Genomic DNA, 13,817 nt, shown 5'->3' with positions numbered 1-13,817 from the left:
TGCAACTGGTCAGAATGTCGATGGATGAGTGATGTTACCAGTTGCATCCCTCTCCTATATCTTTCATTCATTACGTACACCATTTGTCTTGTCGGATATGCCTTCCAGAGCATCACGTCTATCTTTTGACACACCACGTATACCTTTTGGCTCTGCATGTATACCTTCTACCGCATCCTTTATACCTTTTCCATCACCTCGTATACGTTTCGACTCAGCACGTATGCCGGTTATCGCATCCGCTGTATCTTTTTTCGCATTACGTATATCTTTTGACTCATCATGTATATCTGCTATCGCATCTCTTCTACCTTTTCCATCATCTCGTATACGTTTCGACTTAGCACGTACTGCTGTTACCACATCCCTTATATCCTTTGCTTCAACACGTATACCTTTTGGCTCATCAGTTATACGTAACGGTTAGTATTTACTCACCTCAAAAACCTTCTTTAACCGTATTAAACGCATATTTCACCTTGATTTCAGTCTAAGGTGACTAATACTGCAACAAAAAAACACCCTTGTGCGTAAAAGTTTGCACACACAGACCCCATTTTTTAAAATGGTTCTCGTACATTTGCCGATTTTTTCCTTGTTCGTTCTCTTCCCACTGGCTTGGAACGATATTCCATGTCAGCTATGCCCGACCAAGAAATGGCGTCTCCAGTTTAGTAATATCCGCATCACCGATGAGGATCACTACGATATCATCTATTCTTTGCCATATTTGTCCATCAACACGGCAACCATAGCGTCGCCCGTAATGTTGACGGATGTCCGCAACATATCCAGTGGTCTGTCTACGGCAAAGATCAAGGCGATACCCGCCGGGCTGACACCGATGGATTCTAACACAATAACCAACATTAATAATCCGGCGCCCGGGACGGCCGCGGCTCCGATAGAGGCTAAGGTTGCCGTTACGATAACACTCAGTTGCTCGGCCGTACTTAAATCGTATCCCATTACTTGTACAATAAAAATAGCAGCAACGGCTTGGTACAAGCAAGTACCATCCATATTCACGGTCGCACCAATGGGCAAAACGAAGCTCAATACATCTTTTCTTACCTTTAGATTCTTTTCTGTACACTCCATGGTCACAGGTAATGTCGCTGCACTGGAACTCGTCGAAAAACCGAGTAATTGTGCCGGGAAAATACCTTTAAAAAACTGTACCGGGCTCATGTGGCTAAAGAAGTAGATAAACAGCGAATACACGCCGTATACCATAATCAGCAATCCTGCCACAACCGTAAGTGAATATGCTCCCAATGCTTTGAAAACATCCAGAGAAGGGGCCTCGGCAACAAGCGCAGCCATCAGTGCAAAAACGCCAAAAGGCGAAAAGAACATGATGATATCAACTATTTTCAACACAATAGCATTTCCAGAGTCCATTATTCGCTTGAAAGCTTCCACCTGGTTGAAAGGAAGTAAAATCATCGCGATGCCCACGATAATACTAAAAAATATGATTTGCAACATATTGCTATTAGCGGATGCCGACTCAAAAATATTATCTGGAACAATATCGACAAGAGGTTGCAGCGGCCCTCGCATTTCCTCGATAGCCGTAACCTCCTCCACTTTTTCATCAACCACGCCGCCAAATGAGCGCAGCATCTCCTCTCTGGTCTCGTTAGAAAGGAAACCTCCCGGTTGCACTAGGTTAACCAACCCCAACCCAAGTGTAACAGCAATGATGGTGGTAAGAAGATAAAGGCCCAAGGTTCGCAGTCCCAAACCGGACAATTGCGTGGTATCCTTTAAGTCCGAAACGCCTTTAATGAGAGAAACAATGATAAGCGGAATAGCAATTAATTTCAATAGATTTATAAAAATAGTGCCGAACGGCTTAATCCAATCAATTACGAATTCTTTGCCCCCTGCAAATTGAATGCACAAAAAGCCGACTAATATACCGCCTATTATACCTATTAATATCTGCCAATGTAATGCTATTTTCTTCATTTGTTTCGGGTTTATATATAGATACTTGACGGTCTATATGGAAAACCCCAATATAATATAACCTTACGGATTAGAAAAACTTATTGTTTGGTTTTTCTGTCTTTTGACTTTTTCGGCTCTAGGGGACGTTCCGTAGGATCGTTAGGCATATCGTTCAATTGTTCTGCCTGTGGATCTACTCCCGCTTCCCCATCGCCATCCTTGGTGCGCTCTGTCTTTTTGATGACCGATCCAAGTTCTCTATAGGTATTCCCCTCTTTCTTTTTCTTTTTTTCGCCAAGACCCGTTTTTTCGTTTTCTACTTTTGTTGCCATATTTATTTTATTTATAAGGTTTCTACCGAACACCGTCTACTCTTTTAATCGTGTCCGTGTGTTTTTACAATTTTATTGTAAATACCAAAAAGCAAAAAAGGAGCTACCCATTGTCCTACGAACAGGGCCGTGTGTTTATGTCCCATGCATTTTAATGTGGCAGATGCGGCCATCGCCGTGAGGGCAACACATAAATATACCTTTGACGGAACTTGCGCCGTTTTGCTTTCAATTTCCTTGGTCATTTCTCCTTCTTTCACATTGACGTTTTTCTCTAAATTTTCCATGTCGTTGTTTTTTATAATTACCATGTATGTCTTTCATAGTAAAAGGATTATATTCCAAAAATGTTGGCCAAAAGTTAAATAAGGGTATTTCACTCCGCGCTGCCACGTATCTCACACATATAATCGTATTTATTTCCGTTTCGATATTAATTATAGAAACAATCCCGTCCAACTGATTGTTTATGAAATAGGATGAAGAGAAAATTAAATTAAGCAGAACAAAAAAATAAGTAAATGAAAACGATTATCATTACAACGGATTTTTCAGAATCGGCGTTAAACGCCGCTCGATACGCCGCGAAATTGGCGAAGTCGGTAGACGCAAATCACCTTATACTTTACCACGCCTATGATAATTTACCTATCGGCACGGATCTACCCATGACGGACGCTACCCCTTCCCTTGTAGAGGAACAAAGTCTATCTAATTTGAGAACAGTACAGGCAGAATTGATACGGGTACTGGGCGAGAATGACCATGTGAACGTCCAATTAGTAACGAATAATTTCCCATTGCTACGTGGAATTGAAGGTCTTGCCGAAGAATGGCATGCCGATCTAGTTGTCGCAGGAACAACAGGGAGGAGTAATTTAGAGCAAGCGCTAATCGGTAGTAATACGGTTAATTTAGCTTCTTCTTTAAAACTGCCACTACTTATCGTCCCTGCAGATGCTGATTATGACCCGATCCAAAAGATTGTCTTTGCATGCGATTTGAGAAAAGTATCGGATAGTACGCCTGTAGCTGAAATTGGTCACTGGCTTGAAAGGCTCCGTGCCAAATTATTGGTATTAAACGTTACCGTAGAAGGAAAAAATGTAAGCCCCGACGCTATTATGGAACAATACAAAATGCATGCGCTATTAGATATATTTCAACCGGAATATCATTATAAGACAGGGGATGATATTGCGGAAGAAATCGAGGAGTTTGCAAAAGAGCATGACGCAGGATTAATTGTGACGATTCCCAAATCTTATGGTTTTTTTGAGCGGTTATTTCGTCGAAGTATAAGCAAACAATTGATCAAAAAATCTGCTATTCCGCTCTTGCTTTTGAGGGACAAAGAATAATAGACAAACTGATGTAATTCCCTGTGAATATGAATATAATTTAAGCGACCCGACCAGGGTCGTTTTTATTTAACACCCTATTCGCTAGGGTATTTATCTTATTTTTCAAGTATTTATCACTGCAACTATATGGTGCAAAAAGTGGTTCAATTAATACATTACAAAGGAAAAGTACAATGACCCGAGTGTAAATGATATGAACAATAATTATTTACATCGATCGCTGATCGACAACTTAAAAAAATAATGAGATGAAAACAAAAAACGTTTTTGCTATGAAAGAACAAGGTCCTATCATAGCGTTTGCATTAGTAGATCCAACGTCTGACCCTGCCTCTCCAAATCGTGAAGGACAAGAAAATTTACCTGAAGAGGAAATTGTTCCTGATGATGAAAGAGGCGTGGAAAACGTACCGCCGGAACAACCTGATGTAGACCCTCTTGAACGCGAGGATCCGGAGCTGGACGAGATCGATGAAGATCAACCTAATGAGCAACCGGATGTTGATCCATTGGAAGCACCCAACCCTGATATTGACGAGATTAACCCGGACGTAGAGCCCGAAATCAATGAACTCTCAACGCCTGAGCCCAATATCGATCGGGATCCGACAGTAGAACCGGGAACAAACCCTATGGGATAAGATTTAGCTCGAGGATACTTTAACTCCTCGAGCATCCATATCCTTTTTAAAGGATTCCAAAAATCGACTCCGAAAGCGTTCAATATAACGAACGTGCTTAATGCCTACCTGAATGCTAAGTTGATAGTTCTCAGCTGTAATTTCCTTTGTAAATATCTTCATTGGAATCGATCGATCGATTTCTTCAAAGCTCGCAAGTTTTATTTTCAATTCTTTTCTGATCTCTTCGATGGGTGTAGCACTATTCTCTACCGTTAATTTGAAATTCACGCGAATATCGGCATCTCTAAACGTCCAATTGACTAATCGCCCCGAAAGCAGATCGCCATTGGGTATAATTACACGAGCCCCCTCATCGGTCAGCAGCGTACTGGAACGAATTCCAATCTCCCTCACCTGTCCTTTTTTATCTGCCAATTCCACATAATCACCAATCTTGAAAGGTTTTTCAAAAACCAGAATAATACCTGACACAAAATTATTGATGATATTTTGCAATCCCAACCCAATCCCAACACTCAATGCACCAATGATAACCGTCAATTTATCCATTCCCAGACCCAATATGCTAATACCAATCAAAAAGCCGATAACGATAATAAGTAATCTGAATAAAGGGAATAGTGTCATCCTGCGCACCTGCAGTTCGTCGGTAGGCGAGGTATCATCCAACAAATTTTTCAGGTCTTTCTGAAACCAATTCGCTAGCCAAATAACGACGACGGCAAGCAAAAGATTAGCATAAGCGAACGTAATACCTCCAATTTTATGTTCTGTCATGAACAAACGCTCCAACAAAGCACTGGCTTCACGTACAAGGTGAAAATTGTTCAACAATACCAACACGATCAAGACGGCGGAACAAAAACGAAATAAACGTTCAAAACTCAGTAGCATCCGCTTCAAATCAAAACGCCGAAACAAAGCTTCAGGTTTAGCCTTTTTATATTGATGTTCAATATCGTGAAGTAACATTTCACGCACAGCACGTAATGCGATAACTTGCAACAGTCCAATACCCGCCGCTAGACTCCACATTCGTGCAAAGCTGATATATCCCATTAAATTTAGTACAATAGCAAGAAAATGTCCAAGTATAATCAACCAACGAGCATAACGGTGAATATACCCTATTGGATTATCGACATCTGTTCGACGTCCCATAAACCAAACTAAAGTGATACTTATAACGTTAGCCAATATAGCTAAAGCCTTGGTCCACCACAATGCCGATAAAAAAAGATTTGCACTTATCAGTATAATATAGGAAACGAAAATCAGTCCCAGTACTTTACGTTTAAAGATGGAAAGCTCCTGATAGAGAATAATATAAAGAAAAACAAAAACGAGAAAATAGCTACTTTCAAGAATAAGGACAGGTACAGAAAAGGAGGCAAATGGCAATAAGACCAAAAAGAATATAGAGGCTTTTAAAAATGGAATCCATAACGGTTGGTTCTGATATAATCGAAATTCTTCTTCCCCCCCTTCTGTTTTTCGCCCCAATTTATACATCCAATAAAAATAAAGGAAGCTTACTAGAATTAAAAAAAGCCGACTACTCCACGCCGGGTAATCGAAAAACTCCGAAGAGGAACCATCCTTTCCTAAATTAGTCTGTACCGCCCTCACCATATGTCGCCGAACAGGATTCATCTCCGCAGCGGCAGAATCGACATTGGCGAGCCCTATTTCTGCTTGTTGGCGACCAATCAATCTTTCCAAATAAACCACATCACCAATCAACCTTTCATAACCGCGAATAAGTTGCGGCAACGTATCTATCAGGTCTTTCGCTCCTTTTTCTAGGGAATCTGTTCCAAGTAAGCCGGTAACCAAACTGTCTACCTCCAGCAAACTATCCGCTTCAACCTGTATTTGTGCGGGTGTAGATGACCATATCGTTCGAGCGGTCTTTATATCATAAATATATTGTGAAATCCCTTTCTTTGTTGCTCCCAAAAAAGCTAATGTACTATCTAGCGCTGTGGAATCGGGTGCCTTACGTTCAAATAAAAGGCTTTTTTTAATACTGTCTACGGTTGTCGAAAGGGTATCTTGTACCTGTTTCCATTGATGCATTTGTGCTTGTCTCTCCTTCCAAACAAACTGCTGGGAATAAAAAAGCGAATCCTGGGATTGAACCCCAGGATGAATAATACTATACAGCAATAATACAAAAAGCCGAAGCAACCATTGTTGCAACTTTCTATTCTTTTCTATTGTCATCATAATTATAGAACACCGTATACAGCTTAAACGTTTCGAAGTAAACTTGCCACCTTGTTTTCCAACTCATCTAAATCAAATGGCTTAGCGAGATATGCTTCTGCACCAGCCTGTTCGGCAAGGGAGCTTACATCATTATTCGCCGAGCAATAAATGACCGGAATATGCTTAAAAGCAGATTCACTTTTCAGTATTTGCGTGGCCTTCACCCCTCCGATATTCGGAATCCAATTATCCATAATAATCATATCGGGGTTTACTTCTCTGACCCTCTCTAAAATATTATGAGAGGTTTCGGAGATTTCTACGTCGTATCCCGAAGCTTCGAGAACTATCGTAAAAACATCCAAAATATTGGTGTCATCATCAAATACAAGTATTTTTTTGTTTTTCATAGTATGGTAAATGTTAATATTTTGTACTTAACTGATTGATAAAGGAAGCCATTTCTCTTGGCTTTAGAACCGCATCAACCTGTAAATTAAGAAGGGCCTGTTGTGGCATATAGGCTATTTCAGCCGTATCGGGATCTTGTACAAGTACGTCTCCTTGTTGCTGTGCTATACAACGCAAACCTTCCAAACCATCTGCGTTGGCTCCAGATAATAATAGCGCTGCTGTATGCCCCATAAATATCTGAGCGGCAGACTGAAATGTAACATCAATGGAGGGTCTGGAATAGTTTACTTTCTCCGAATAGTCCAAAGACACCATCTGTTTGTCTTCAAATAGAAGATGATAATCTGCCGGCACTAAATAAATACGACTTGCCTTTAATATCATTTTATCATAGGCTTCCTCCACAGGTAAACGGCTACGAAATGCTAATAATCCTTCCAATATACTTTCGGGATGTGCCTGGCGATGAACAATAACCATGATAGGAAAAGAGAGGTGATCATTAAGATGGGGCAAGACTTCCAAAAGGACGCTGATGCTTCCGGCAGAGCCACCTATCAATAAAATCTCTGTAGCCTTTCTATTTTTCATCACACTACGATATTTTTTTCCAAATTCTATCCTCATTCCACTGTTTATAATGATGTTCCACATTGGAAAACCGAAGGGTTTCTTTGGCTCCCAAGGCCAAAAAACCAAGGGGTTGAAGACTATCATCAAACAGCTTAAACACCTTGTTCTGAAGGTCTTTATCAAAATAAATAAGGACGTTCCGACACAAAATAAGCTGAAATTCGTTAAAGGAAGAATCCGATACTAGATTATGCGTGGAAAAAATCATTCGACTACTTAAATTAGAATGGAATTTGGCCACATCATACATGGAAACGTAATAAGAAGAGAAATCGTTTTTGCCTCCAGACAGGATATAATTTCTCGAATACTGTTTCATGTGGTTTAACGGAAAAATCCCTTTGGATGCCTTTTCGAGCACGCTAGGATTGATGTCTGTAGCATAAATCAACGTTTTATCAAATAAATTTGTTTCCTTCAGTAATATCGCCAATGAATATGCTTCCTCTCCTGTAGAACAACCTGCAACCCATATACGGATGAATGGATAAGTGCCTAAAAGGGGTAAAATATGATGACGTAACGTTGCGTAAAAATGGGGATCCCTAAACATCTCGGTCACATTAACCGTTATTTCCTCAATAAATCGGGACAAATAAGTGCTATCATGAATAAGTCGATATCTTAATTCTGCAAAACTAGTAAACTTATCGAGCATACAGATCCTATTGAGACGCCGTTTTAAAGATGCCTTACTATATTGTGTAAAATCATAACCATATAAATGCGAAATATCTTTTAATAACATTTCCATATCATCGTTCTTCACGATATCTAACTCCATCATCTATAATAACTCTTCAATAATCTTCATTAACCGATCTACATCAATAGGCTTTGCAATATAATCATCTGCCCCAGCCGCTAAGCATTTCTCTTTATCGCCACTCATGGCATTCGCCGTAACGGCAACAATAGGAACGTCCCCATATGCTTCTGAGTTCCGGATTTGCTTTATCGCTTCATATCCATCTATTTCGGGCATCATCATATCCAACAAAACCAAACCGATCTCCGGGTTAGACTGCAATAACTGCAGACCTTCCGTGGCATTTTGAGCCGACAAAAACTTATATTTTCGAGCTTTTAATGTCAATTCCAAAGCGAAAATATTCCGGTTATCATCATCGATAAGTAAGATTACCTTTTGCATCTTTATCATCATATTTAGTTCCAACGTTAGTTTTCATATAACCAAACCCTCAACAGGGATAGTAACTGATCTTTATCGACCGGTTTGGAAATATAATCCGATGCGCCCGCTTTGATGCACTTTTCACGATCGCCCGTCATTGCCTTGGCTGTTACCGCAATAATCGGTAGTTTAGCATAATCGCGCATATTCCTAATTTGCCTAATTGTTTCGTAACCGTCCATTTCAGGCATCATCATGTCCATGAGAATAATGGATGTCTCCGGATATTTTTCCAATTGCTGTAACGCTTCTTTTCCATCTATCGCCGACACGATCTTCATTTGATAATGTTCCAATGTTTTCGTCAATGAAAAAATATTCCGCACGTCGTCATCGGCAATCAATACCGTTTTTCCATTGAGTACCTCATTCAGCGATCCTAGCTTGCTGGTCTTCCTTTTTTCAGGTTCCAGATTACTTTCTTCCACTAAATGAAGAAATAATCCAACCTCGTCTAGAATACGTTGAAAAGAATGTGCTGTTTTTATAACAATCGAGTGGGCATACTGTTTTATTTTAAGCTCTTCGGCTTGTGATAAATTTTTTCCCGTGAAAATAATGATAGGTAAATTTTCCAACCCCTCTTTTTGCTTGATAGCTTCCAACGTTTCATATCCCGTATCATCAGGCACCCCCATATCCAAAATCACACAGTTAACATCTTCCGACATTAGTGCACGAATACTATCTTCCACATTGCTTTTAATTTCCGATGCGATGTTAAAATTGCTCAGAAAATAAGACAACGCCGTGGCGTGCTTTGGATTTTCTTCAACAATCAATACCTTTTTGGGGTTCCGGGTAAGTGCGTCTTCTATCTTCCGGAACATTTGTCCAATCTGCTCTATTGCAATAGGTTTATTGATAAAATCTATAGCACCTTTAGATAAACTTTCCCGCTTTACTTCCAAGGATGACATAATGTGTACCGGAATATGTCTGGTTTTCGGATTGCTCTTGATTTCATCCATCACTTGCCACCCATCTTTCACCGGTAACTGTATATCTAACAAAATTGCCAAAGGTTGATATTTTTCAGCCGCCTTTGTTGCCCAATCTCCCCGTACAATGACGACACCTTTATATCCATTTTGATGGGCATATTTAAGCAGTGCTTTAGCAAATGCGGTATCATCTTCAACAATAAGTATAACCTTGTCGCCCGATCTTATCTCATGGCGATCATCTTCAACCTCTTCGGGAATATTCGAAATAGTGAACGGAGATCCCGTGTCAGCAACCAAGGCGGTCATCTCCTCCACTTCTTGTGTAATGCTCTCTACAAGAACTTCCGATGTAAGGGGCAATGAATCCGACATTTTCCGATTGGGAATCGTCAGACGGAACTTACTGCCTTCGCCAAGTGTACTGCTCACCGTAATTTCGCCCCCTAACAACCGGGCAATTTCCCTGCTGATAGAAAGTCCTAGCCCTGTTCCCCCAAACTTACGTCTTGTAGATCCATCTGCTTGCTGGAAAGCTTCGAATATAATCTTTTGGTTTTCAGGGCTAATCCCAATTCCTGTATCCTTTACGACAAACTGTATATAATCCGGATTATCCTGCTTTTGTGATATGGATAGCGCCACGTTGCCTTTTGGTGTAAACTTAATGGCATTGGAGAGCAAATTACGGAGAACCTGCTCCACCCGCAGTTTATCTGTTTCCACATAGCCCGGCATTCCTTCATCTATTTCAACGGTTAATGCCAGTCCTTTTTCATCCACAATTGGCAAAAACAAATTTAACAGGTCGTTCCTCAAATCTGTCAATGCCACATGCTCGTACTCCAGCTCCATCTTTCCAGCTTCTATTTTTGATAGATCCAAAATTTCGTCAATAAGGCTCAATAAACTGGAACCCGAGCTCTGTATAACTTTAGCGGATTCTATCTGATCATCTGTTAGGTTGTCATCCGCATTTTCGACCATCAACCGGGACAATAACAAAATAGAATTTAGCGGCGTACGAAGCTCATGTGACATATTGGCGAGAAATTCCGATTTATACTTTGTACTCAACGCTAACTCTTCCGCTTTCTTTTGGATTTCTAAATTTCGTTCGGCAACAAGCTGATTCTTTTCTTCCAGTAACTTCGAACGTTCTTCCAACTCCTGATTAGACTGCATCAGTTCCTCCTGTTGAACACGTAACTCTTCCTCAGAAGCTTGTAACTTCTGTGTTTGGGCTTCCAATTCTGTATTAAGATTTTCCAGTTCTGCATGCTGTGTTTGCAGTTCCTCTGCCTGTGCCTGTGTTTCTTCTAATAATGTCTGAATCTGTTTTCTTCCTTTAGCGGCCAATATTTCCAACGTAATGTTGTAACAAGCTTCTTGGTAAAACTCCATATCTAGTTTCTCAAAAGGTAGAACACTTCCCAATTCAATTACCCCAAAGCACTGTCCCTTCAGCATTAGTGGTAACCAAAGAAGATGCTTTACCTTGATTTGCCCCGAAGAAAAACTAACAACAAATTCCTCATCAGTGAGGTTGTCCAACGTTTTAATGCGTTTATCTTTAAACACTTGCCCTACAATTCCTTCGCCGGGTCGGTACTCCTTTTTCATATGCTCCTCTAACCCATAGGAGCCCGCGAGCACCAATAATCCCTTATCCCATATATAGAACGCACCGTTCACACATTCCGTATAGGATATCAATAGCTCCAAGGCGTCATTAGCAACACTCTCTTCGGTCTTATTCCCGGCCAAAATATCGTTAATCTTAGCCAATCCGGTTTGTCTCCACTCGTTATTATGGAGCTTCCCGAATGATTCCTCCAATGCTATCGCCATACCATTCAGGGAAGAAGCAATATAGCCCAGTGTATCCTTTTCATCGTCGTCTAACCTAACGGAATAATCCCCATCCGCAATCTGATGTGCCAGATTCCGCACGATATTTAAGCGACGCGTTGTATCCTCGTCCTTTTCACGTAGCAATTGTTGCATTTTCTCTCTTCTTCGAAACTCATTCCGAATCTGCAGATAGAATAAGATCGTGATGATAAGAGAGGCGAAAGCTGCAAAAATGATAAAGAAAGAAGTCAGTCCTGAATTTCGTTGCATCTTGGCAGCACTCAAATCAAGCTTTCCGGCTTCATCACTGACAAACCGGCTGATAATATTCCGGCAACTGTCCATATACAGCTTACCACGTTCCAACTGCTCGACCGTAGCCGATCCACCACCTCTTTTCAAATCAACAAGCTCATTTAAAAGATCCAGTCTCGTTGTTACCAACGTCTCTATACTGTCTATGCGCCGCGATTGTTCCGGCACATCCTTCGCCAATTCACGTGTTGCAGATAACGATGATGGCAAGGACGTCCAGCTTTCATAATAAGGCTCTAAAAACTTCACTTCGCCTGTTAGGAGATATCCCCGTTGTCCCGTTTCCACATTCTGCAAATCAATCAAAATCTTATTAACCGAATCGATTGTCCGCTGTGTTTTGATAACCTTACTGCGGTTACTCATTTGTGTTTTTATACTGACGTAAGATGCTGACGAACTTAACAACAACACAAACAACGAAAAACCAAATCCAATTTGTAATTTCCGAATGAGTTTCTTAGGCATATTGATTTAATTAAATGGTATAGTAAAATAAAAGGTAGTTCCTTGGTTTGAAGAGCTTGCTATGCCGTATGTGCCATTATGTTGCTTAATAATTTCTGCACAGATATATAAACCAATTCCTAGTCCTTGAAATTTTACAGATGATTCTTCCACACGATAGAATTTCGTAAAGATATTATTTTTTTTGTGTTCAGGAATACCGATGCCAAAATCTTGAACGGCGATATAGAGCTGATCTTTGTCAACGACAGTATGTACGACAACCCTATCACTATCGGGAGAGTACTTTATTGCATTCGTTAGGAAGTTTATAAGCACCTGTTCGATGCGAAAAGCATCTCCATTCACCTCTTTTGTAATCGTTTCTCCCTGCCGTTCAATTTTAACCTGTACATGACTATGGGTATAACCAATGGTCTCGATAGCACTTTCAATGAGCTTCTCCATATCAAACGGCTTTTTATTCACCTTTAGCTTACCGTTCTCAATCTTGGAAATATCCAATAAGTCTGCAATAAGGCTGTGCAGTTTATTAACTTGGTTTTGCGCCCGGCTAATATAAGTTGCAAACTTACTTTCTTTCTGCACATCCGGCATACGTTCTAACAATTGGATATAGGCTTTGATACTCGTCAAGGGGGTTTTAAGCTCGTGACTTGCAATACTCAAAAATTCATCTTTTTTCCTTTCCTCTTCTTTCTGCTCATGTATATCTGTAAATGTTCCGACCCAACTCCTTATAGCGGTTTTATCTTTCACCGGAATGATACGCAGGAGGTGAAAACAGAAGTGTCCCGATTTAAGTTCTTTTATACGCACTTCTAGTTCTAACGGCTGGCTCCATTCAATGCAATGCCGCCATACTTTTTTAATACAGGTATCATCTGGATGTACTTCTGGAAAGGTCTCGGGGCAGGGAGAATAATTATACCATCTCTTATTGACAAACGTAATATTCCCTCGTGCATCCGCTGTGAAAGCAATTTGCGGTAAACTTTCCAGTGTAGTGTGAAGATGTTCTACTTTATCTTTCAGTTCTTGTTGTGCCTTTTTTCTTGTTTCGATCTCGGATTCCAATATTTTTTGAGCGTCATTGAGTGCTAAAGTCTGCTCATACAGTCGATAGAACGTCTTTACTTTCAATATTAAGATATCCGGATCTACCGGTTTGGTAATATAATCTATCCCTCCGGAAGCATATCCTTTGGCTATAAATTTCTTATCTGTATTGACAGCAGACAAAAATATAATGGGCACTTCTTTGGTTTTGCTGTATCCTGATAAAGTTTCCGCTACTTCAAAACCGTCAATACCTGGCATCTGCACATCCAGAATAACCAGAGCATAGTCATTTTTTAACACCTTTTTCAGGGCCTCTTCACCCGAAAGCGCGGAATCCACCTCGAAACCCTTAGATTTTAAGAGCTTTTCTAATGAATAGATATTTTCTATTTGGTCGTCAACGATTAAAATCATGTGTTCTT

13 protein-coding genes are annotated in these 13,817 nt (G+C 40.3%); 2 read left to right on the top strand and 11 right to left on the bottom strand.

Features of this window, described 5'->3' with window-relative positions:
• Nucleotides 1–63: 63 nt before the first annotated feature.
• The 4 genes from H8B06_RS17310 to H8B06_RS17295 all read right to left on the bottom strand — a co-directional run bounded on the left by H8B06_RS17310 (nucleotide 64) and on the right by H8B06_RS17295 (nucleotide 2,578).
• A complete protein-coding gene (locus H8B06_RS17310; RefSeq protein ID WP_190995460.1) occupies nucleotides 64–363 on the bottom strand; it encodes a hypothetical protein in 300 nt (99 codons plus the stop codon).
• Nucleotides 364–714: 351 nt separating this feature from the next.
• Nucleotides 715–1,977 (bottom strand): dicarboxylate/amino acid:cation symporter, encoded by a 1,263-nt coding sequence (locus H8B06_RS17305; protein WP_190995459.1) that lies wholly within the window; start codon nucleotides 1,975–1,977, stop codon nucleotides 715–717.
• Between the two features lie 80 nt (nucleotides 1,978–2,057).
• Nucleotides 2,058–2,291, bottom strand: a complete 234-nt coding sequence (locus tag H8B06_RS17300; RefSeq protein ID WP_190995458.1) for a hypothetical protein — start codon at nucleotides 2,289–2,291, stop codon at nucleotides 2,058–2,060.
• A gap of 44 nt (nucleotides 2,292–2,335) precedes the next feature.
• Nucleotides 2,336–2,578: a hypothetical protein gene (locus H8B06_RS17295; RefSeq protein ID WP_190995457.1), complete on the bottom strand. Its 243-nt coding sequence runs from the start codon at nucleotides 2,576–2,578 to the stop codon at nucleotides 2,336–2,338.
• 234 nt (nucleotides 2,579–2,812) lie between these two features.
• Between H8B06_RS17295 and H8B06_RS17290 the strand changes: the two genes are divergently transcribed.
• Nucleotides 2,813–3,652 carry a universal stress protein gene (locus tag H8B06_RS17290; protein WP_190995456.1) on the top strand — a complete coding sequence of 280 codons (840 nt, stop codon included), beginning with the start codon at nucleotides 2,813–2,815 and terminating at the stop codon, nucleotides 3,650–3,652.
• A gap of 251 nt (nucleotides 3,653–3,903) precedes the next feature.
• Nucleotides 3,904–4,296, top strand: coding sequence for a hypothetical protein (locus H8B06_RS17285; RefSeq protein ID WP_190995455.1), 393 nt, complete (start codon nucleotides 3,904–3,906; stop codon nucleotides 4,294–4,296).
• Nucleotides 4,297–4,299: 3 nt separating this feature from the next.
• Here H8B06_RS17285 and H8B06_RS17280 read toward each other — a convergent pair whose 3' ends face one another.
• Genes H8B06_RS17280 through H8B06_RS17250 form a run of 7 tightly spaced genes read right to left on the bottom strand, consistent with a single transcriptional unit; the run spans nucleotide 4,300 to nucleotide 13,809 of the window.
• Nucleotides 4,300–6,528 carry a mechanosensitive ion channel family protein gene (locus H8B06_RS17280; protein WP_190995454.1) on the bottom strand — a complete coding sequence of 743 codons (2,229 nt, stop codon included), beginning with the start codon at nucleotides 6,526–6,528 and terminating at the stop codon, nucleotides 4,300–4,302.
• A 23-nt stretch (nucleotides 6,529–6,551) separates the two neighbouring features.
• Complete coding sequence (locus H8B06_RS17275; protein ID WP_130142939.1) at nucleotides 6,552–6,920, bottom strand: response regulator; 369 nt, start codon at nucleotides 6,918–6,920, stop codon at nucleotides 6,552–6,554.
• 13 nt (nucleotides 6,921–6,933) lie between these two features.
• Entirely contained in the window at nucleotides 6,934–7,515 is a 582-nt protein-coding gene (locus H8B06_RS17270; RefSeq protein WP_190995453.1) for a chemotaxis protein CheB, read from the bottom strand.
• Nucleotides 7,516–7,519: 4 nt separating this feature from the next.
• Nucleotides 7,520–8,344 (bottom strand): CheR family methyltransferase, encoded by an 825-nt coding sequence (locus H8B06_RS17265; protein ID WP_190995452.1) that lies wholly within the window; start codon nucleotides 8,342–8,344, stop codon nucleotides 7,520–7,522.
• Nucleotides 8,345–8,710, bottom strand: a complete 366-nt coding sequence (locus H8B06_RS17260) for a response regulator (protein ID WP_190995451.1) — start codon at nucleotides 8,708–8,710, stop codon at nucleotides 8,345–8,347.
• Nucleotides 8,711–8,736: 26 nt separating this feature from the next.
• Nucleotides 8,737–12,333, bottom strand: coding sequence for a response regulator (locus H8B06_RS17255; RefSeq protein WP_190995450.1), 3,597 nt, complete (start codon nucleotides 12,331–12,333; stop codon nucleotides 8,737–8,739).
• 6 nt (nucleotides 12,334–12,339) lie between these two features.
• A complete protein-coding gene (locus H8B06_RS17250) occupies nucleotides 12,340–13,809 on the bottom strand; it encodes a sensor histidine kinase (RefSeq protein ID WP_190995449.1) in 1,470 nt (489 codons plus the stop codon).
• Nucleotides 13,810–13,817 lie beyond the last annotated feature (8 nt).

This window comes from Sphingobacterium micropteri, from assembly GCF_014692515.1.
In the GTDB taxonomy this organism is placed as follows: Bacteria; Bacteroidota; Bacteroidia; order Sphingobacteriales; family Sphingobacteriaceae; genus Sphingobacterium; species Sphingobacterium micropteri.
The sequence above is the reverse complement of the archived record's forward strand: the minus strand, read 5'-3'. Positions and strand labels throughout refer to the sequence as shown.

Bases quoted from the DNA above. Each gene is read 5' to 3' on its own strand.
- H8B06_RS17305 (WP_190995459.1), bottom strand. From the start codon at position 1,977: ATGAAGAAAATAGCATTACATTGGCAGATATTAATAGGTATAATAGGC.
- H8B06_RS17300 (WP_190995458.1), bottom strand. From the start codon at position 2,291: ATGGCAACAAAAGTAGAAAACGAAAAAACGGGTCTTGGCGAAAAAAAG.
- H8B06_RS17295 (WP_190995457.1), bottom strand. From the start codon at position 2,578: ATGGAAAATTTAGAGAAAAACGTCAATGTGAAAGAAGGAGAAATGACC.
- H8B06_RS17290 (WP_190995456.1), top strand. From the start codon at position 2,813: ATGAAAACGATTATCATTACAACGGATTTTTCAGAATCGGCGTTAAAC.
- H8B06_RS17285 (WP_190995455.1), top strand. From the start codon at position 3,904: ATGAAAACAAAAAACGTTTTTGCTATGAAAGAACAAGGTCCTATCATA.
- H8B06_RS17280 (WP_190995454.1), bottom strand. From the start codon at position 6,528: ATGATGACAATAGAAAAGAATAGAAAGTTGCAACAATGGTTGCTTCGG.
- H8B06_RS17275 (WP_130142939.1), bottom strand. From the start codon at position 6,920: ATGAAAAACAAAAAAATACTTGTATTTGATGATGACACCAATATTTTG.
- H8B06_RS17270 (WP_190995453.1), bottom strand. From the start codon at position 7,515: ATGAAAAATAGAAAGGCTACAGAGATTTTATTGATAGGTGGCTCTGCC.
- H8B06_RS17265 (WP_190995452.1), bottom strand. From the start codon at position 8,344: ATGATGGAGTTAGATATCGTGAAGAACGATGATATGGAAATGTTATTA.
- H8B06_RS17260 (WP_190995451.1), bottom strand. From the start codon at position 8,710: ATGCAAAAGGTAATCTTACTTATCGATGATGATAACCGGAATATTTTC.
- H8B06_RS17255 (WP_190995450.1), bottom strand. From the start codon at position 12,333: ATGCCTAAGAAACTCATTCGGAAATTACAAATTGGATTTGGTTTTTCG.
- H8B06_RS17250 (WP_190995449.1), bottom strand. From the start codon at position 13,809: ATGATTTTAATCGTTGACGACCAAATAGAAAATATCTATTCATTAGAA.